The following is a 20,461-nucleotide window of genomic DNA, read 5'->3' as shown; positions in this document are numbered from 1 at the left end:
TTATAGAAACTAACGGTTTATGAAGCATTTTTTATGTATAGCCACTTTTTTTGTAGAAATCCTTCATTTTCCTTTCGATATTTAACACTATCGAGATGAAGTTTATGGTAAATTCATAATTTTTTATTTTTTATACTATATTCCGTTATATTGTTGTATAATATCAATGAAAGCGCTTATTATTCCAATATACATAATTCGAACTAAACTTTATCGAAACATTCTGATAGTTATACTTATATTTAAATGCAACAATTATAGGTATTAATGTAGGTATACCAAATATATCCACCCCGTTTTCCCGTGAAATTACTTTATAACATGAAAGATTAACTTGGGTGATAAGTTATTGTGAATGTTTTTTTACAAAACAGATAAGTAATAGTGTTTGGTATTATGTAAATTATTGTAATAACATAAGAGTAAAGAAAAACATTTACATTGATTATTGGTTCATCAATTATTGAAAAGAGCAAAATGCACCTTTTTGTATGGAAAAAGGATTATATGCATTGGGAGGTTTAAACAAATGACGAGGAAGAATACAACGACAAACCCTTGGGCCAAGTTCCATGGTCCGAACCTTGGTTATGTTATTGAACAGTATGATCTTTACGTAACTGGAGCAGGTTCTGTTGATCCGGAATTACAAGAGCTTTTTGAAATTTTTGGAGCTCCTTCGTTTCAAGATGATGTCGTAACAGGGGACAACACAGCAACACATTTTTCTCCTCAAAACACAGGGAACATTGAAAAGATTCTTAAAGTCGTTCAACTTGTTGAACAGATTCGTTCTTTCGGGCATACATTGGCTCACATTAATCCGATGGAAGATGCTGCAAACGGACAATCTCTTATCGAGAAAACAATGAACGAACTGAGCGATGCTGACTTGAAAGCGATTCCAGCAAAAACAGTATGGCAAGATGCACCAGAGGGTATTCACACTGCACTTGATGTAATTCATAGATTAAAAGACGTTTATACAAAATCTTTAGCTTATGAATTCTCACATATACAAGATAGTGAAGAACGCGCGTGGTTGCATCAAATGGTGGAATCAAATTCATTGCGTCAACCATTATCAAATAAAAAACGAACTGCTCTTTTAAAACGTTTAACTGCTGTTGAAGGTTTCGAGCAATTCTTGCATAAAACATTCGTTGGTCAAAAACGTTTCTCAATAGAGGGCGTTGATATGCTTGTACCTGTACTAGATGAAATTGTTTCTGAAGGTGCTAAAGACGGCGTAGAAGATGTCATGATTGGTATGGCTCACCGTGGTCGTCTAAGCGTACTCGCTCACGTATTAGAAAAGCCATATAATCACATGTTTGCAGAATTCAAACATGCAAAAATAGAAGGTGCAGTGGCAAATGCTGGCTGGACTGGCGACGTGAAATACCATTTAGGTAGAGAACAAGTCGTTGGTAATGAAGAAGTTAGCACTCGTGTTACATTAGCAAATAACCCGAGTCATCTTGAGTTCGTTAATCCTGTTGTTGAAGGTTTCGCACGTGCTGCTCAAGAGAATCGTAAAAAATCTGGTCTTCCAGAACAAGATACTACAAAATCATTCGTAATTTTAGTTCATGGTGATGCTGCATTCCCTGGTCAAGGTGTTGTGTCTGAGACACTCAACTTAAGTAGATTGAATGCGTACCAAACTGGCGGAACTATTCATGTTATCGCAAATAATGCAGTCGGCTTTACGACTGATAGCTATGATTCTCGTTCTACTAAATATTCAAGCGACCTTGCAAAAGGTTTCGATATTCCGATTGTTCACGTGAATGCTGATGATCCGGAAGCTTGTCTTGCTGCTGCAAACCTTGCGATCCAATATCGTACGCTGTTCAAAAAGGACTTCTTAATCGATTTAATCGGTTACCGCCGATATGGTCATAACGAAATGGATGATCCAGCAGTTACGCAACCACAAGTGTACAAAAAAATTAAAAATCACCCAACTGTAAGAGCAATTTATGCAGATCAATTACAATCTGCTGGCGTTCTGAATGCAGATGAGGTTGAAACAATTACTCAGTTTATACAAGAGGAATTAAAGGCTGAATACGCACAAGTGCCACCAGCTGATACGAGTGCTGCAACAATTCACGTTAAAGTTCCAGAGGTTGTTGCAAAAGGAATCCAGCCGATTGACACTGGTGTTTCAATTGAATCACTTCGTGCAATTAATGAAGGACTATTATCTTGGCCTGAAGGCTTTAACGTATATCCAAAAGTGAAGAAAATTCTTGAGCGCCGTAAAGATGCTCTTGAAGAGAACGGTAAAATTGAATGGGCACTTGCTGAATCGTTAGCATTCGCTTCAATTTTGCAAGAAGGTACGCCAATTCGTTTAACTGGTCAAGATTCACAGCGTGGTACATTCGCGCACCGTCATATCGTATTACACGATACTGATACAAACGAAACATATTCACCATTACACCGTTTACCGAACATTAACGCATCATTCTCTGTTCATAACAGTCCGTTATCAGAAGCTGCTGTTGTTGGTTACGAATATGGTTACAACGTATTTGCTCCAGAAACTCTTGTTATGTGGGAAGCTCAATACGGTGACTTCTCAAATACTGCGCAAGCATTATTTGATCAATATGTTTCAGCAGGAAGAGCAAAATGGGGTCAAAAATCTGGTTTAGTTCTTCTATTACCACACGGTTATGAAGGTCAAGGGCCAGAGCACTCTAGTGCACGTCCAGAGCGTTTCTTACAATTAGCTGCTGAGAACAACTGGACAGTTGCAAACTTAACGAGCGCGGCACAATACTTCCATATTTTACGTCGTCAAGCATCTATCTTAGGAACAGAAGCTGTTCGACCGTTAGTGCTTATGACGCCAAAGAGTTTATTACGTCATCCACTTACGCTTTCAACTGCTAGTCAGTTAAGCGAAGGACGTTTCCAATCTGCTTTAGAACAAGAAAACCTTGGTGCGAAACCAAACAAAGTAAAACGTCTTGTTTTAAGTACAGGTAAAATGGCAATTGACTTAGCAGCAGAAATCGAAAGTGGTAAGCATGAGTACAGCCTAGATGAAGTTCATATGGTTCGTATCGAGCAGTTGTACCCATTCCCTGCTGAAAAAGTTCAATCTATTATTAAACGCTTTAAAAACTTAGAAGAAATCATTTGGGTTCAAGAAGAACCTCGTAATATGGGCGCATGGCATTACATGGCTCCAATTCTGTTCGAACTAGCTGGGGATAAAGTGAAAACAGGTTACATTGGGCGCCCGGATCGTTCTAGCCCATCTGGTGGCGATCCATTCGCTCACAAAGCTGAGCAAGAATTAATCGTTGCACACGCTTTAGATGTGAAGTACAACTTCCGTCAAGATAAACAAGAAATTGAAGTTTTCAGCAACTGAAAGTAACAATGAGTTTTTCAGGCTTGGCTATGGCAGATAGTCTGCCACAGCCAGGCTAACAAATGGAGATTACCGAAGATTAAAGAAGACAAAACACACCGTTAGGCAAATAAGGGGAGGACATTTAAAATGATCGAAATTAAAGTACCTGAGCTTGCAGAATCTATTTCAGAAGGAACTATTTCACAATGGCTTATCAACGTAGGCGACAAAGTTGAGAAAGGTGGCAGCGTTGTTGAGCTTGAGACTGACAAAGTCAATGTAGAAATCATTGCAGAGGATTCAGGTATTGTATCGAAGTTACTAGGCGAACCTGGGGATACAGTTGAAGTTGGCGCTACTATCGCAATTTTAGATGCAAACGGCGCAGGAGTTGCAGTAAGTACACCAGCACCACCTGCTGAGCAACCAAAACAAGAAACTACTGAAGCACCTAAAGCAGCAGCTCCAAGTGCTGAACAAAATAAAGCGTTACAAGGTTTACCAAATACAAATCGTCCTATCGCATCACCAGCTGCTCGCAAAATGGCTCGTGAATTAGGAATCGACTTAAACGACGTACGCAGCACAGATCCACTTGGACGTGTGAGACCACATGATGTACAAGCTCACGCTGCAGCGCCAAAAGAAGCACCAGCTGCTCCAAAAAGTCCAGCTCCTGCTCCAGTTGCAAAAACTGAATTCGAAAAACCAGTTGAGCGTGTGAAAATGTCCCGCCGCCGTCAAACAATTGCTAAACGTCTTGTAGAAGTTCAACAAACATCTGCAATGTTAACTACATTTAACGAAGTTGATATGAGTGCAATCATGGAATTACGTAAAGAACGCAAAGATGCTTTCGAGAAAAAACATGATGTACGTCTTGGCTTTATGTCATTCTTCACAAAAGCAGTTGTTGCAGCATTAAAACAGTTCCCATTATTAAATGCTGAAATTCAAGGCGATGAGCTTATCATTAAAAAATTCTATGATATCGGTATTGCAGTAGCAGCTCCAGATGGATTAGTTGTTCCAGTTGTACGCGATGCTAATCAATTGAACTTCGCTGAAATTGAAAGCGAGATTCGTAATTTAGGTCTGAAAGCACGCGATAATAAACTTTCATTAAAAGAGCTACAAGGTGGTACATTTACAATTACAAACGGTGGTGTGTTCGGTTCTCTAATGTCTACACCAATCCTAAATAGTCCACAAGTAGGTATTCTAGGGATGCATAAAATCCAAGTACGTCCAGTTGCGATCGATAACGAGCGTATGGAAAACCGTCCAATGATGTACCTTGCACTATCTTACGATCACCGTATTGTTGATGGTAAAGAAGCGGTTAGCTTCCTTGTTGCTGTTAAAGATATGCTTGAAGATCCAAAATCATTATTATTAGAAGGTTGATAGATTATTAATCTATTAAAGGCTGTAGAATGAATCATTCTACAGCCTTTTTTCATTATGTTCATATGGGACAAATCACACTACATAGACTAACAATGTATGCCTAAAACGTAAGGGGGATAAACATGAATAACCTTCCAGTTCATGCAAAACTTAAAGCAAATAAGGATACTTTCTTCCTCCCCGATTCAAACGGGGGTGTTTACTTTCGAAATAACTCCAGTTCATTCCGTATGGATGGTGATGGAATTTATGACTGGATTGAGAAATTAATGCCTATGTTTAACGGTAATCATTCTTTGACAGAAATAACCGATGGTCTCCCTCTCCCCTATCAAAATCGTGTATTTGAAATTGGAGAGATTTTATATGAAAATGGTTTCATTCGTGATGTAAGCCAAGATGCTCCCCACGAATTAAACAGTGCATTACTCGACAGATATGCTTCGCAAATTGAGTTTTTAGAAGCTGATTCCCATTCAGGCGCTTTAAAATTCGAAACGTACCGCGCAGCAAATGTGCTTATAATTGGTTCTGGCGATATGCTTACTTCCCTAGTTTCTTCTTTATTAGAATCTGGTTTACCTACATTCCATTATCTTGTTACAGATCGTGCTGAAACAAACTACGATCGAATTCATGAACTAAGCGAACGTGCATATGCAAATGATGACAATGTACTTATTCAAGAAATAGATATTACAATTGATCGCCCTTTACATGAAGTATTCGAGCCTTTCGACTGGATTTTATACGTTTCCCAAAATGGAGATATTGAAAGTTTAAGAGCAATCCATACTATTTGTAGAGAGTTTAAGAAAAATTTCATACCAGCTATTTGCTTATCAAGAATTGGTTTAGCTGGACCCGTCGTAACCACAGACCGTGAGGAATGCTGGGAATCAGCTTGGCATCGTCTACACGAAAATACTTTACAAAGTGAAAATCCACCTGAACCTTTCTCACCAATTGCATCTGCAATGTTAGCAAATGTTATCGTTTTTGAGTTATTTAAACATGTCGCTGAAGATTCACATAGGCAGCATAATCCTCAATTCTTTTTATTAAACTTGGAAACACTTGAAGGAAAGTGGCACCCTTTCATAAAACATCTTCTCGCAACCGATGAAATCTTTACAATTGATACGGTGCAAAATCTTCAAGAAAACCTTGCCCAACGTTCCGGACAATATACTTCAACTGAACTTTTTCGTTTTTTTGATACGTTAACTTCTAAAGAAGCTGGCATATTCCACATGTGGGATGAACAAGATTTACACCAATTGCCTTTATCACAGTGCAATATTCAAGTTGCAAATCCATTATCAGACGGACCTACCTCTCCCCTTCCTACTATAACTTGCGGTGGATTAACTCATAATGAAGCACGCCGCGAAGCTGGTTTAACAGGAGTTGAAACATATGTAGCTGAAATGATTCATCGTCTTATCCCCGAACATACTGATATCGGTATTGGTGCTGGGGAAACGATGACAGAAGGTGTATACCGAGCACTCCAAAAACATTTAAATAATAAGCTATATGAACGCCAATCACATATGCTAGAAGAGATTACAGAGCTTTATTTAACCGAAATTCATGATAAACATTGTAGGTTTTACTACGATGCTCTCTCTACAATTCATGAAATACCTAAAGTAGGAATGAGTGAGGAGTTACTTGGTTTTCCTGTCGTTTGGATCGGTATTAATGATAGATGGTATGGTGCGGCAAATATTAATATAACACTCGCATTAAGAAATGCTCTGCAACAAGCACTCCTTCATATTCAAAATGAAGAGATTCCTTATAAAGCTAATATGTTACCGGAATCATCCATTGTTTTATATAGCACGGATTCTGTTAGAGTAGCAATACAAGAAGAGGAAGAAATTCCAGGCGTACAGTCTTTACAAGTTTCTTTGCAAAATTTAGCGGAAAACAACTTGTATCCATTCGTTTTTGATTTAGCTATTGAGTCATTTTTAAGAGACAGCTTAGACGGTGTATATGGAGTATTAATTGCAAAGGAGGATGACCAATGACTCAAAACATACTACTTATAGGAGATGGCCTACTCACAGACTATGTACATGAGCAATTGTGTAAGCAATATTCACTCATCCGCCAGCATACAATTACAGAAGCTCTCCCTGAAAACATTCATCTTGCTCTCGTTTTACATGACGGGTCTCCTTCTTCCGTACATCATGATGCTGAGCTTATCTTTCGCTCAAATAATATTCCGTGGCTTCGCGCGTTTACTTCGTTTGGTGAAGGTATTATCGGTCCTTACGTGAAGCCTCTTACAACTGGATGTTCCCACTGCGCTGATGGACGCCGGTTTATAGCTGGCTTTGATCAAAGAGAAATGTGGGAACTACAACGAAAATATGCATTAAAAGCAGAGAACGTGACGAGGCGTGATGTACGCGCCACCCAAAATGGAATGTTACAAATGTGCCAGCTCATTCATGCTGAAACAGAGAAAATATTAGCTCATGGATATTCTTCTTTAGAAAACGAACTCATTTTACTGGACTTACAAACGTTACAATGTACCCGGAATTCGTTTCTTCCAGACCCTCTCTGTCCGGTATGCAGCAATTTGCCTGACGATACAGCAGATGCAGCGCAAATTTCTTTACAACCAAGTTTGAAAACGAGTACTGAAACGTATCGCTGTCGTTCCATTCATGAGCTAAACACATTTTTAACGAGAGACTATTTAGATTACCGGACTGGTATTTTAAACGGCCAAATGCAACATTCTTTATTACCGTTTGCTGATGTCATTATAAACATGCCGTTACTGTTTGGAAATGAAGGTGTCGCGGGCCGGACTCATTCATTTGCACTTAGTGAAGCAACCGCTATTTTAGAAGGGTTAGAACGCTATTGCGGTATGTCGCCTCGTGGAAAAAAAACAAATGTACATGGCAGTTTTCGTGAGCTAGAAGATGTTGCACTGAATCCCCTCACACTTGGTGTACATACAAATGGACATTACAATCGTGATAGTTTTCCATTTAAGCCGTTTGATCCTGATTATGAGCAAAACTGGGTATGGGGATATTCTTTATTACAAAGCAGGCCCCTTCTAGTTCCAGAATCAATCGCTTATTATAGCCTTGGTCATAGAGATGCTTTCGTGTATGAAACATCAAATGGATGTGCCATTGGTGGTAGTTTAGAAGAAGCAATTTTTCACGGCATTTTAGAAATTGTAGAGCGTGACGCCTTTTTGCTCACTTGGTATGCCGAATTACCTCTTCCCCGTCTCGATCTTAGTTCAGCCAATGATACTGAATTGCAATTAATGATTGAACGCTTACGCACAATTACTGGATATGAATTATACGTTTTCAACGCGACGATGGAACATGGTATTCCGAGCATATGGGTCATTGCGAAAAATACAAGGCAAGATGGTATGAATCTCGTCTGTGCTGGCGGCGCACATATGGAGCCAATTCGAGCTGTAAAAAATGCAATTCATGAAATAGCGGGCATGTTACTTATAACAGATGAAGAGCTTGAACAAAAAAGAGAGAAATATGAAAACTGTTTACAAGATCCATATCTTGTTTCGCAAATGGAAGACCATAGTATGCTGTATGGATTGAAAGAAGCGGAAGAGCGTCTTCACTTCCTTTTACGTGATGATGCTCCGGTGCAAACGTTCCAAGAAATGAATGCATTACAATCATTTGATATGGATTTAACATCTGATCTTCATCAACTTTTAAACAGGTTACATCAATCTGGACTTGAAGTAATTGTTGTAGATCAAACGGTCCCCCTTATAGAAAAGAACGGCTTACATTGTGTAAAAGTAATTATTCCAGGCATGTTACCGATGACGTTCGGTCACCATCTCACTCGGGTTACAGGACTGGATAGAGTGTATACCGTACCGATGACACTTGGATATTGGGCTGAGCCTTTAACGAATGAAAGTTTAAATCCACATCCGCATCCGTTTCCATAATTCATAGTGAGGGGGAAATTTGATGCAACCTGATACTTTTTTACATCATCTCCATTTTTCTATTAATGAAATTATGTCGTCCGATAAAGAGATTAACTGGGAAGACGCACCACTTCCTTATAAATTATATCGAAATTTACCAGTCATCCCTCTCTCTTTAGAAATCCCATTAACTTTGCGAAATTCTTCTACTAAACCTAACTTAGAGGAAATCGGTCATTATCTTTGGTACTCATTTGGTTTAACACAATTATGTCAGCCTACTACTAACCTAGAAAATAATAAAACAACGACTCTATTCCGAAGATTCATCCCTTCTGGGGGTGCTTTATATCCAAATGAATTATATATGTATTTAAAAATTGATCATTATCCAGACGGCATTTACCATTACGACGCCGCGCACCACCGTCTTATCTTACTTCGTGAAGGAAATTTTGATTCTTATCTTGCAGAAGCACTCGGCAATCGTTGTAACATACATTCTTGTTTTGGTGCTGCATTTGTATCCACTATGTTTTGGAAAAACTTCTTTAAATACAATAACTTTTCGTATCGTCTGCAAGGATTAGATAGTGGTGTTCTAATCGGTCAATTACTTGAATGCGCAAAACAATTCGGCTATACAAATGGTGTATATTTTCAGTTTCTAGATCGGGCAATGAATCATTTACTTGGACTGTCAGAAGGTGAAGAAAGTGTGTATGCTGTTATTCCTTTAAGTACAGAACCGAATACAGATTGGTTTCACGATAATCATCACGAAAATAAAACTATTACTTCTCATGACTTGTTGCAACAAATCCCGCCGTTAGCACATGAGCATTTCGTTCGTTCAAAACATGTAGATGACTATCCGATGATAAAAAAAATAAACGCGTCATCTATGATTGAATCAACAGAACACTTCCAAACATTTACCTGTGAAGAACGACAACAATATAGTGCACACGCTATGCAGTTACCTAAAGTGGAACGTTTATCATATGATTTTTTACACCTTTGTAAAAAACGATATTCACCTGATTCTGACTTCATTTTAACGAAATGGGATGCAGCCGAGCTCGCTACTTTACTACAAGAAGCGAGCCTCTCCTTCCCTTATTACAACGACCTTGATGGCAAATATTTAAATGAAAACGCACGAGTCTCACTATATGGATGTTTTTATAACGTAAAAGACATAGAAAACGGCGCTTACGCTTATAACAGTAGGACACATTCCATACAGCCACTTCGGTACGGAAACCTTCGTTATTCTCTGCAATCTAGTATGACGATGGATAACGTAAACCTTTTTCAAGTACCACTTTGTCTACATGTAATCGGAAATAAAGATTACTATAAAAATAAATTAGGTTATAGAGGATATCGCATTCATCAAATGGAAGCTGGCATGCTCGTTCATAAACTCGTTTTAGCTGCGACCGCTATGGGGATGGGCGGGCATCCGTTACTAAGTTTTGATACAAATTCATGCGATCAATTGTACGGGATTGATGCCGGAAATGAAACTTCACTCATTCAAATTCCGGTTGGGGCGTATCGAGCGCGAAATTGGCTAAAAGGGTCCTTGCATAATTAGAAGCACGCCGATTAATGGCGTGCTTTTTTTAAAGGAGTTAAATTATTAAAAGCGAAATAAATACATATTCTTATATAAAAGGAGAGTTTGAATTGAGTATTTTACAAAGATTAATCGAGCAAGCGAAAAATCCTCGCGGGACAATTGGTTCCTCTATGCTTTGCATTATGAATGCTGCGCATACGAGACTAACAAATTGGGCTTTACAAAAAATACATATACGTGAAAATGCAGTTATTTTAGATATTGGTTGTGGGGGTGGTAAAACCATACAGACTCTTTCAAAACGAACTCCGCTTGGGAAAATATACGGGATCGACTACTCCAATCAAGCTGTTGAAAACTCAAAGAAAGCAAATATGAAGGATGTCAAAGCAGCGAAAGTAATTATTCATCAAGCAAGTGTTTCTTCTATTCCCTATCATACGAACTTCTTCGATCTCATAACCGCTTTTCAAACACACTACTTTTGGTCTGATGTAGAACAAGATATAAAAGAAATATTTCGCGTCCTACAACCGAACGGATCCTTTTTATTAGTGGCTGAAACTTTCAAAATTCAATATCATATGGAGAAATTTAAGACGACCGAAGAATTAGTAAACCTATTTTATAAAACAGGATTTACAAGCGTGAAATGTTATGAAGAAAGAGGATGCCTTTGTTTAATAGGAAATAAGTAAAAAAGCAGACCTTTCAAGGCCTGCTTTTTCACTAGATTACTTTAAAAATACTCTTAATTTGTCTAGCAAATAACCAATTTTTCGTACCGTAGTTATCATTTAAACTATCTAAATTGATAGATTGTCCGTTAGCAAACTGTAATTCTAACGTTGTATTTTTATCGTTTGTTTTTAAGTTGCTATTTGTAATATCATCATACTTTAATTTTTCAATCTTAATATACTCTTCCTTCTCTTCTCCGATAACGACGTGATCTTGGAAGAAGAAGAATACTTCTACTTTCTTACCGAAACAAAATACGTTTTTCGTATAAATTAATGTCGCGTTATCAAGTCCGACACATACTTCTTTCATCTCTTCAACAACGTTTCCTAAGTCTTCTTCGTGTCTTGCATTTGATTCAGCAATCCATTCTTCGATTGTATTCATGTTAATTGCCATACTGTGCCCCCTGGTTCGTTCATTGCTTTATTAAAAAATAAATACTATATGACAATATAAGCGATACGCACTATGTTTTCAAGGGTGAACGGTATATTCACAATAAAGTGAAACTTTATTTATTCCCCTTTCACAAAAAAAATAGCACTTTAAAAAGTGCTATTCCGCTCTCCTTGCTGCTTGTTGAATTGGATCCCAAACGCTGTTATATGGTGGTGCGTAACTTAAGTCGACATCTTCTAAATCGTGAATACTCATTTTATTGAAAAGTGCCATTGCGATAACATCAATACGTTTATCTACGCCCTCTTCTCCAATTACTTGTCCGCCTAACAATTGTTTCGTATCGGCGTGATATAGTAATTTCAAGTGAAGTGGCGAAGCACTCGGGTAATAGCCCGCCATATTTGTTGAATCTACTTTGACCGTCTTATACGGGATGTTTAGCCCTTTCGCTTCTTTTTCATTTAAGCCTGTTCTTGCGAGCGTCAGATCCATAAATTTAATAATGCCCGTACCTAACGTACCTTTAAATGCCCTTCGTTTATCAACCATATTGAGTCCGGCAAGTCGCCCTTGTTTATTCGCAGTCGTTCCAAGCGGGATATGATCATGCATTTCCTTTATAACATGGTAATGCGTTGCACAATCACCAGCAGCGTATACGTCTTTCACATTCGTTTGCATATAAGCATTTACTTCAATTGCACCTTTATGGTTTTTACGTATATTTGTCCCCTCAAGAAAATCAGTATTTGACTGTACACCGACAGATACTAAAACGAGATCAGTTTTATACGTCCCTTTATCCGTCTCCAGTTGTTCTACTCTTTCTTTTCCTTTAAACGCTTTTACATTTTCATTTGTTAAAATTTCAATATTATGTTTATCTGCTTCTTTATGTATATATTCCGCCATATCCGCATCATAAATTGTGCCAATATGATCGTTTCTCTCAATCATTCTTACTTTCTTTCCTAGTTCTACAAATGTTTCTGCCATCTCTAGACCAATTGCACCGCCGCCAATAATCGTTACGTGCTCAACACCATTTGTTTGTAGCGTGTCTACTATACGCTCAGCATCCGGAATTGTTTTTAAAAGATGAACACCTTGTAAATCTTTACCTTCCCAATCCGGCATAACAGGGCGTACACCAGTCGCAATTAATAAACGGTCATATGAAAATTCAAATACATCTTTCGTCTTCGTATGTACTGCATACACAATTTTCTTTTCCGTATCTACTTTCGTTACTTCATGACGCACTTTCGCATCAATCCCATATTTATCACGAAACGTCTTTACATCGCGTGCAATTAACTTTTCAGTAGAGGCGATAACACCACTAATCACATACGGTAATCCGCACTGAGCGTATGAATAAATTTCACCTTTTTCTAACGTTACAACATTTGCCGTTTCATCGTTTCTAACAATTTGCATCGCTGCACTCATACCAGCTGCATCTCCGCCAATAATGACATAGTTCACTTTACCACTCCTTCTTTTTTACATACTCTTTACGTTTTCCATATTTTGTAGAAATAACACCTACTTCTATTGTAAAGAAAGAGAATTTCATCTTCAAATTTGGTGCACAAACATGCTTTACTAGGTAAGTGTCGTGTCTTATAAACAACATGTTTAATATGCTATAACAGCAACTATTGAAAGTAGGTGAAATATACATGTGCGCCGGCCTTCTCGTCCAGCTTCCAGAGGAACCGATAGAACCGAGACCAGCCCTCCCGCTTGAACAAGAGTTTACCGTTAGTGTAACTTTATACAGTGCACGTGCTTGGTTATCTGATAATGACACTTTCTCACAAACTATTTGGAAATCGACTCGCTTTGCTTCTGCCTCACACGCTCGCAAATCCATCTTCCCAGTTGGTACTGTTAAAATTGTAAATTTTTCTGAGGATACAATAACAGTTACTATATCCTCAGAATCAGACGATGCTCTCAAAATAATCGTCCCTCCTCGTTCCGAAGCTGCTTTAACGTCTAGTTCTTTATCTGATGTGCAAGCAAGTACATCAGGAGGAGCAAGCAAAGTCACATTCCTCTTTCATATCTTTTTCTCAAGGGATCCTGGTCCAGCTAAATAATCATAAAATGAAACTTTAGTCAGTAGGGTTATTGCCCACACCAATCGGGCAGTTATCTCCCACCTACCTTCCTCTCATTCGGCGAATTTTGAAATGGGAGTCTTACTGCCCGCAAATAAAGGGATAAAAAAAGGTACAGTTATGCACTGTACCTTTTTCACACGCTCTATTCTCTTGATTTAATCAGTTCAACATTATAAGATTCCACACTCGTTAACGTTCCTGTAAAATACGGATTTTCTCTATACCAAGACTGTTTTGAAAAATACGCTTGCATATCTTTCGTTTGAAACATATGTCCATGTCTTGCGTATATTTCGTTTCTTGCTATTTTCAATTGTTCTTTCGATAAATATGTTAAGTCCGTACTTGTTAATTTTCGAATATCACTATCAGGGAAGATGAAACCATTATATACATAATGAGTCGTAGGCGGTGGAGTAACATTGTAAACAACTGTTTTTTCTATACCTTTCTTTTGGAATGGAAGATTATAAGCCGACAGTGCCGTTACCGTTTCTACCTTTGTCGTTTCCCTTCCGTTTTCTCCATTTCGTTCTAAATAAATCGCCGCACTTCCATCGGTCGCTACCGGTCCCCACTTAATTTCTTCTCCGGTCAACGCTGTAACTGGCTTTTGATTCACGTACAATGTTGCACCAGGCGCATTCGTTTGAACTGTAATATATTGCCCTTGCAACGTTAAATCTACCGTTACATTATTTTGATTTTGTTTTATAAGTACAGCCTTTTCCTCTCGTGATAGTTTTACATAGTCATTTTTATATTCCGCTTGAAACACTTGAGTTCCTGGAAGAAACGGTCCATATTGCTTCTCAAACTTTTTGTCATTTGTCTTATCAATTTCCTTTCCGTTCATTTTTAAAGATGTACCTTTTTCATTTGAAAGCAGCGTCGTATAATACGTCTTCGCTTTCAATTTATACCGATCAAATAAAAAGAAATACTTCCCGTCTTTCGTTAAAGAAAAATCTGCTCTTTCTATTCCATCCCCTTGTTTTTCACCTTGCCTCAAATATTCGTTCAATTCATTCACGTAAGATGGATTTTCTTTTATATATGAAAATAGAGGCGTTACACTCTCTCTTGTGACAATAACGGCTGGATCATCTGCCGTGGTGATCTCAGCTAATTTCTCCCCGTCCCTCTCTTGTAAAACAGTAATAATTCTCTCTACTTGCGATGATTGTGAGTAATATGAAGATCCATACGCATATAATCCGCCCAATACTATAATAAAAAATGTTAAAAGTGTAATTCCAATTATTGTCCCTTTGCTCATTTTCTGCTTCTTTACTACAGGATCCCGCCTCTTCGTCCCGCAGTTTTGACAAAATTGCACACTGTCTTCAAAATGAGTCCCGCACTTTGTGCATACATTCATCCGTTCAACCACCTTTTCGTTAGAAGCCTGTTAATCCCCCGATAAAGGTTTGGATTATCGTTTTAATGTAAGACCAAAACACGATAAACGTTGCAATTCCGATTAAAACATTTGCGATAATAAGTGTGTAAACAGGATCTACTCCGCCGTTGTCTAGTTTTAATATAGCTACAATTATACTAATTCCCATATACGTTGTAGCCAGCCCTAATAAGATTGGTAAAAAAAAGATCAATAGGAAACTAAATAGAAAAGAAAGAACTAGTATAGCAATAGCTGGCGTCGCTATCGTCCCCCATATACCGAATGCTTCAAGAAAAGAAAAAGATGATTTCATCATCTTACCACTTACAAAAATAATAAATCCGACAAATAAAGTTGAAATTAATAAAAAGAAAAAGACCATTACAGATTCTCCAAAGAAAGTAGGAGTAGCTATATCTGGCACTAATGTCCTCGTAACAGTCGCCGCTGCGCTCATCATTCTATAAAAAATACACGCTCCTAAAAAACAAATAAGCACAAGACTTACAATTCCATTTCGCACTTCAATATTTCCACTTTCCATAATGGCCGATGGTGATTTAAAAGCATTTTTAAAGAACTGAAAATAGCCACTTGCAAATTGTTTCGCTTGCTCTACCGTTTCATTCGGACGAGTTTCCTTTACTCGTGCCGGGCGCGATAGCTGCCCTTCTTCCTGCCCACCACTCGCTACCACTTCTTCCGTTAACGAATGTCCACAATTCCCACAAAACCTTGCTTCCGCTGCATTTTCAGTATGACATGCCGGACATTTCATTCTCTCATCCCTCCTTAAGCATATACCTTATAGGGTGTTACAAATTCAATATATGACTTTGTACATAAAACATGACTACAAGAAAAAGAATATGAAATCCTTCTTTTAAACGAAACTATGTATGCTAGTATTATAGAAAAATAATGGTATTATGAAACAGAGCAAATAAAGTGAAACTTTAAACAGATTGGATGAAGACAGTGGAATTTGTAAACTCGATTTTTCAAACACTCCTTACAAGCGTGATCCAATTATTTTCTTTAATTGGTGTCATCATTGTAATTGGATTTATATTAGGTTATTTAGAATCTCTCACACGAACGTATTGGTCGAGAGCTTTTGGTAGGAAGGGATTTCTTTTAACTGCATGGATCGGTGTTCCCGTTCATGAGCTTGGACATGCAATTATGTGTCTATTATTCCGCCATAAAATTGTAGCAACTCAGTTCTTCCCGACAGATACAAGTCAAGGAGCTTTAGGTTACGTCCAACATCAATACAATCAAAAAAGCGTATATCAACGGATCGGTAATTTCTTTATCGGCATCGGTCCTATTATTTCTGGTATTACTGCCTTAATACTTTTAATGCGCTATTTCGTACCAGAGTCATATTATTTATTTAATACGAATCTGGAAAAAACTGTTGCATCGACTTCTATTAACTTAGACATGATCCAAAACATGCTACTATCGACGTTTGTATTATTGAAAAGCTTATTTACATTTAACAATTTATTGAATCCTTCATTTTGGTTATTTTTATTTATCGCCATTTGTATTTCTGCACATATCGCTTTAAGTAAACCAGACATTAAAGGATCAATAGACGGTGTTATCGTCATGTTTATCATGTTATTTTTATTCAATATAATTGCAGGACTTTTTCAGTACGATAGTAACCAACTCATCGGAAAAATGATGAAGTATAATATGTATCTCATTGCGTTTTCTAGTGTGGCGCTTCTTTTCTCTTGTATTTCTACACTTGTGAGTTTTGTGTTTTATAAAATAAGAGGAGGGCGTTCATTGTGAACGCCCTCTTCCCATCAATTATTTCTCTTATAATCACAATGCTCAACCGGAACACGAGCATGCCCTTCTTCATCGGTACACCATGACTGTGACTGAAAGGCAAGAAAAATACCAATCCACTCTTCCTTCTTCTCAAAGTGAATCAATATCCCACCGTCTTGCCATTTGCCATCATCACCTTGCCATTTCTCTACATTCCCTTGATTCATATGAATATCGTGTATACCGTTTCCAGGTGTAAAGTGAAAATACGAATCCGGAACCTTTTCTTCCGGTCCCCACCTTTCACCAAACGCATAAATAATCGCCTTTTCTTCTATTGCTCGCTTTATATAACGCTCTATCTTTTCATTTAAATCATTATCAACTCCTGCTTTTTCAGCAGGTAAAGGAATCATTTGCTTGGAATCAAATAAATTACCTCTTACATAATCTAAAGCTACTTTCGGTTCATTATTTTTTATTTCTGTAAAACCGAACGGTAATGTCGGTAAAATATGAATCGCCTCTGATCGAATATCGTCGCTCGCAAAATATAAAACTTCCGATGGATAACTTTGCGATTTCACGTTAATTGCAATGCGATAATCTACTCCTGCTTCACCTTGTAAATGAACTTGATAATGAGGTGTTTTGCCTTTTCCAATCTTAGATTGTATAACTGTACCTTTTAATACACCGTAGTTTTTTAAGGGCATACCTTTCATCTCCTATTCATTTAGTAGAAGCTTTTCATATTTAAAACATTATCCAGTCATAAAGAAAATCCTCCTATGTTAGGAGGATTTTTAATTTCTCAATATATACCAAAAGAAAACTTCCACTACTACAAGTAACACCGCACCAAAAATCATTAACGTCGTCTTCTTTAATAGTTCATTTTCACGATACGGGATATTGCATAAATACGCGCCTAGTGTAATCCGTGATGGACAAGCGATTGTCGCTACTGATGATGCGGTGTTTTGGAGCGTCGTGACGTATTGCCACGGGAGTGCTACGTTTTGGGCTGTTTGCATTTGTAGCTTTATAAACATCGCATTTGATCCTGCGTTACTACCAGTTAAAAAACCGCCAATTCCGCCTATGAATGGAGCAACGAAAACGAAAAAGGTACCAAAGGTTTCACCAGCTGTTTTTGCGAGTAATGAATGCATACCAGATGCGCCCATTAGTTCTGAAATTGCAATAAACATCGTCGTTGTAATAGCGAAAGGAATCCATTGTTTTATCGTTTGCGAGAGTGATTGTTTAATAACATTAGATGGAATGCGGAAGAAAATAATTGTAAATAAACAAGTCATGGCGATCCAAAATCCTGGCGAATATAGTAACTCTAGTTTGTAAGAGTATGATTTTAAATCGAGAACTGCATATGACCTAAGAAAATCATGTAATGCTGGAACGAGGCGAGAAAGTAAAATACAAACTGTTAAGAATATATAAGGGCTAATAATTTTTATAATAGATACTTCTCTCTCTACAGCCGCAGCATGTTCTGTTATAAAGTCTTGCTCACTTTTGCCTTTTAATTTAATGATTAGAAAGCCAAATGTAATGGTAACGATAGAACTTAATATCCCTGCAAGTTCAACACTTACGTATGCGTTAGAAAGATAGATTCCGAGAGAAAATAATAGAAAGAATCCTACTCCTTCCTTACACTTTTCTATAACTGCCTGCCAGCCACCGACAACGTATAAAGAAAGGAAGATAAAATATGCGAAAATCGGGATGCTTAATAATGCTGTATTTGTACCAAGAGTTGTGAGCGGCATGTTAATAAGCTGAGAACCGATAATCGTACCCGTTGCCATCGCGCCCCATGAACTTGCAAGTAAACCGATAAACGATAGTAGCACAGCTTGAAACGGTTTATAACCGAGCGAAAGAAAAATAGGTGCTGCGACCATAAAACCAATTCCGAATCCACTTACTGATTCAATAAGTGGACAAATGCCAAAGCACATAAGAAGCATTTGTAGTAAGCGATCGTGCGTAACTTCTTCTAGAAAACGCGCTACTTGATCGATGTACCCCATTTTGTTCATGAGGTGAAATAAAAAAATACCGAAAAATAAAACGTATCCGACAATAAAACAAATTAACCAACCTTTAATCGTTGCGTGCACAGTTTCACTTATCCCTAATTGGAACGTTGGCGAAAGTAAAACGATTCCGACAGAAACGGCATAAGAAATTAATGAAGCCCTTAATGACGTTTGTTTAAACAAAAATAAACAAATAAAAATCATCATAATTGGGATAAGTGCCAACAATATGGCCATGCTATCATCTCTTTTCGTAAAAATTGCAATTTTTAACTATTATATAACAGATGTTATGATTTTCAATTATTTTTATAACAGATTTAAAAAAGGAGCCGCTTGGCTCCTTTTTTGAATAACTAATATTTTATCTTTTATCCTGAAAAACCGTCTGCTGTCCAATCATTTTTTCTAGTACAACAAACACAATATAAGCACATATTACTTGCAATACAATATTCCCAAGTTTTATTAATTCAAATGAATGGATCCATTGGAATAATTCACTTAATAATACAATCGAAACGATACTAAATAGTTCTATACTAACCGAAAATATACATACTTCTAAAATAGATTGCTCTTGTATTCGATTTAATTGGGAAAAGATGAATACATATCCTAAAAACAGAGCCATCAACTCTATTTTCGTCATGCTAATGAGCCAAGCGTATAATGGTACAGTTAAAAGAAGATATAATAGTTTACGTCTTAGCATGCCTTCTCACCCTCTAAGTTATAAGTATTTTCTGTATATTTTAACATTTATTACACAAAAGAAACAGAAGAGACTTAAGCCTCTTCTGTTTCTTTTACTGCATGTATTAACTCACAAATTTCTTCTCGCTTTTCATTTTCTAACAGCTCAATGACTTTACTTCCAACGACAACGCCGTCACATATTGTAATCATTTCTTCAATTTGCTCTCGTGTTGAAATACCGAATCCTGCGACTACTGGTAAGTGGACGTGTGCTTTTACTTTTTCTAAGTAACTACGAATCTCATCTTTAAAATTTTGACGTACTCCCGTTACACCCGCTACTGTAACGGCGTAGACGAATCCTTGTGATTCACTCGTAATTTTTTCGATTCGTTCAATAGGGCTCGTTACGGTAACGAGTGGAATTAAAGCGATATTCGCCACGCGAAGGAGCGGTGCAATAATGTCTTGTTCTTCATACGGTAAGTCTGGAACGATAATACCGTCCACCCCTGCTTCAAGACAGCTCTCAATGAAACGTTCCTTTCCGAATGCGAGTACTGGATTTAAATATGTCATAAGTACAAATGGAATTTGAACTTCTTGCCTCACCTCTATTAATGCTTGAAAAATACCTTTCAATGTTACACCGCTATCTAATGCTCTTTTTCCTGCCCTTTGAATAGTTGGACCGTCTGCGACTGGATCTGAAAATGGGATACCAATTTCAACGATGCTTGCTCCTGCTTCATCAAGAAAACGAATTCTTTCTTTTAACTTTTCAAGTCCACCATCTCCGCCCATTACATACGGAATAAATGCTTTCTTGCCATTTTCAAACGCTGCTATAATTTTTTCTACTCCCATTT

Annotated in this window: 16 protein-coding genes; 8 read left to right on the top strand and 8 right to left on the bottom strand. The window is 37.6% G+C overall.

Going from position 1 to position 20,461, the window contains the following annotated elements:
• Positions 1–529: 529 nt before the first annotated feature.
• The 6 genes from odhA (at position 530) to ABH957_RS14250 (ending at position 11,045) form a co-directional block, all read left to right on the top strand.
• On the top strand, positions 530–3,397 hold the full coding sequence (odhA, locus tag ABH957_RS14275) for a 2-oxoglutarate dehydrogenase E1 component (protein WP_404457251.1): 2,868 nt from the start codon (positions 530–532) through the stop codon (positions 3,395–3,397).
• A 129-nt stretch (positions 3,398–3,526) separates the two neighbouring features.
• On the top strand, positions 3,527–4,786 hold the full coding sequence (gene odhB, locus ABH957_RS14270) for a 2-oxoglutarate dehydrogenase complex dihydrolipoyllysine-residue succinyltransferase (RefSeq protein WP_404457249.1): 1,260 nt from the start codon (positions 3,527–3,529) through the stop codon (positions 4,784–4,786).
• Between the two features lie 125 nt (positions 4,787–4,911).
• Positions 4,912–6,831 (top strand): putative thiazole-containing bacteriocin maturation protein, encoded by a 1,920-nt coding sequence (locus tag ABH957_RS14265; protein ID WP_404511484.1) that lies wholly within the window; start codon positions 4,912–4,914, stop codon positions 6,829–6,831.
• Entirely contained in the window at positions 6,828–8,777 is a 1,950-nt protein-coding gene (locus ABH957_RS14260) for a TOMM precursor leader peptide-binding protein (RefSeq protein WP_404457245.1), read from the top strand. Before ABH957_RS14265 ends, ABH957_RS14260 begins: the two co-directional genes overlap by 4 nt.
• Before the next feature lie 22 nt (positions 8,778–8,799).
• The gene (locus ABH957_RS14255) at positions 8,800–10,362 is read left to right on the top strand and encodes a SagB family peptide dehydrogenase (protein WP_404511482.1); all 1,563 of its coding nucleotides are present in this window, start codon (positions 8,800–8,802) and stop codon (positions 10,360–10,362) included.
• 92 nt (positions 10,363–10,454) lie between these two features.
• Entirely contained in the window at positions 10,455–11,045 is a 591-nt protein-coding gene (locus ABH957_RS14250) for a class I SAM-dependent methyltransferase (protein ID WP_404457241.1), read from the top strand.
• A 31-nt stretch (positions 11,046–11,076) separates the two neighbouring features.
• Here the strand turns inward: ABH957_RS14250 and ABH957_RS14245 are convergent, their stop codons facing one another.
• Together ABH957_RS14245 and ABH957_RS14240 are read right to left on the bottom strand one after the other, a co-directional pair.
• Entirely contained in the window at positions 11,077–11,487 is a 411-nt protein-coding gene (locus ABH957_RS14245) for a DUF3908 family protein (protein WP_404457239.1), read from the bottom strand.
• A gap of 159 nt (positions 11,488–11,646) precedes the next feature.
• Positions 11,647–12,981 (bottom strand): FAD-dependent oxidoreductase, encoded by a 1,335-nt coding sequence (locus tag ABH957_RS14240; protein WP_404445785.1) that lies wholly within the window; start codon positions 12,979–12,981, stop codon positions 11,647–11,649.
• Positions 12,982–13,178: 197 nt separating this feature from the next.
• Here ABH957_RS14240 and ABH957_RS14235 point away from each other — a divergent pair, with 197 nt between their 5' ends.
• Positions 13,179–13,601 (top strand): hypothetical protein, encoded by a 423-nt coding sequence (locus ABH957_RS14235; RefSeq protein WP_404445788.1) that lies wholly within the window; start codon positions 13,179–13,181, stop codon positions 13,599–13,601.
• 166 nt (positions 13,602–13,767) lie between these two features.
• Here ABH957_RS14235 and ABH957_RS14230 read toward each other — a convergent pair whose 3' ends face one another.
• Together ABH957_RS14230 and ABH957_RS14225 are read right to left on the bottom strand one after the other, a co-directional pair.
• A complete protein-coding gene (locus ABH957_RS14230; RefSeq protein ID WP_404445791.1) occupies positions 13,768–15,006 on the bottom strand; it encodes a TcaA 3rd/4th domain-containing protein in 1,239 nt (412 codons plus the stop codon).
• 19 nt (positions 15,007–15,025) lie between these two features.
• Positions 15,026–15,808 carry a zinc ribbon domain-containing protein gene (locus ABH957_RS14225; RefSeq protein WP_404511480.1) on the bottom strand — a complete coding sequence of 261 codons (783 nt, stop codon included), beginning with the start codon at positions 15,806–15,808 and terminating at the stop codon, positions 15,026–15,028.
• Between the two features lie 200 nt (positions 15,809–16,008).
• Between ABH957_RS14225 and ABH957_RS14220 the strand changes: the two genes are divergently transcribed.
• On the top strand, positions 16,009–16,842 hold the full coding sequence (locus ABH957_RS14220) for a hypothetical protein (RefSeq protein WP_219301739.1): 834 nt from the start codon (positions 16,009–16,011) through the stop codon (positions 16,840–16,842).
• A 14-nt stretch (positions 16,843–16,856) separates the two neighbouring features.
• On the opposite strand, the gene ABH957_RS14215 is transcribed toward ABH957_RS14220, so the two are convergent.
• From ABH957_RS14215 to trpA, 4 genes are all read right to left on the bottom strand, one after another.
• A complete protein-coding gene (locus tag ABH957_RS14215) occupies positions 16,857–17,540 on the bottom strand; it encodes a DUF2278 family protein (RefSeq protein ID WP_219301738.1) in 684 nt (227 codons plus the stop codon).
• Positions 17,541–17,630: 90 nt separating this feature from the next.
• A complete protein-coding gene (locus tag ABH957_RS14210) occupies positions 17,631–19,130 on the bottom strand; it encodes an L-lactate permease (RefSeq protein WP_404511478.1) in 1,500 nt (499 codons plus the stop codon).
• 127 nt (positions 19,131–19,257) lie between these two features.
• The gene (locus ABH957_RS14205; RefSeq protein ID WP_002086916.1) at positions 19,258–19,608 is read right to left on the bottom strand and encodes a DUF4029 domain-containing protein; all 351 of its coding nucleotides are present in this window, start codon (positions 19,606–19,608) and stop codon (positions 19,258–19,260) included.
• Between the two features lie 74 nt (positions 19,609–19,682).
• Positions 19,683–20,459, bottom strand: coding sequence for a tryptophan synthase subunit alpha (gene trpA / locus ABH957_RS14200; protein WP_002011422.1), 777 nt, complete (start codon positions 20,457–20,459; stop codon positions 19,683–19,685).
• Between the last annotated feature and the right edge of the window lie 2 nt (positions 20,460–20,461).

The organism is Bacillus sp. RC242, from assembly GCF_044908245.1.
Taxonomy (GTDB): Bacteria; Bacillota; Bacilli; order Bacillales; family Bacillaceae_G; genus Bacillus_A; species Bacillus_A mycoides.
The sequence above is the reverse complement of the archived record's forward strand: the minus strand, read 5'-3'. Positions and strand labels throughout refer to the sequence as shown.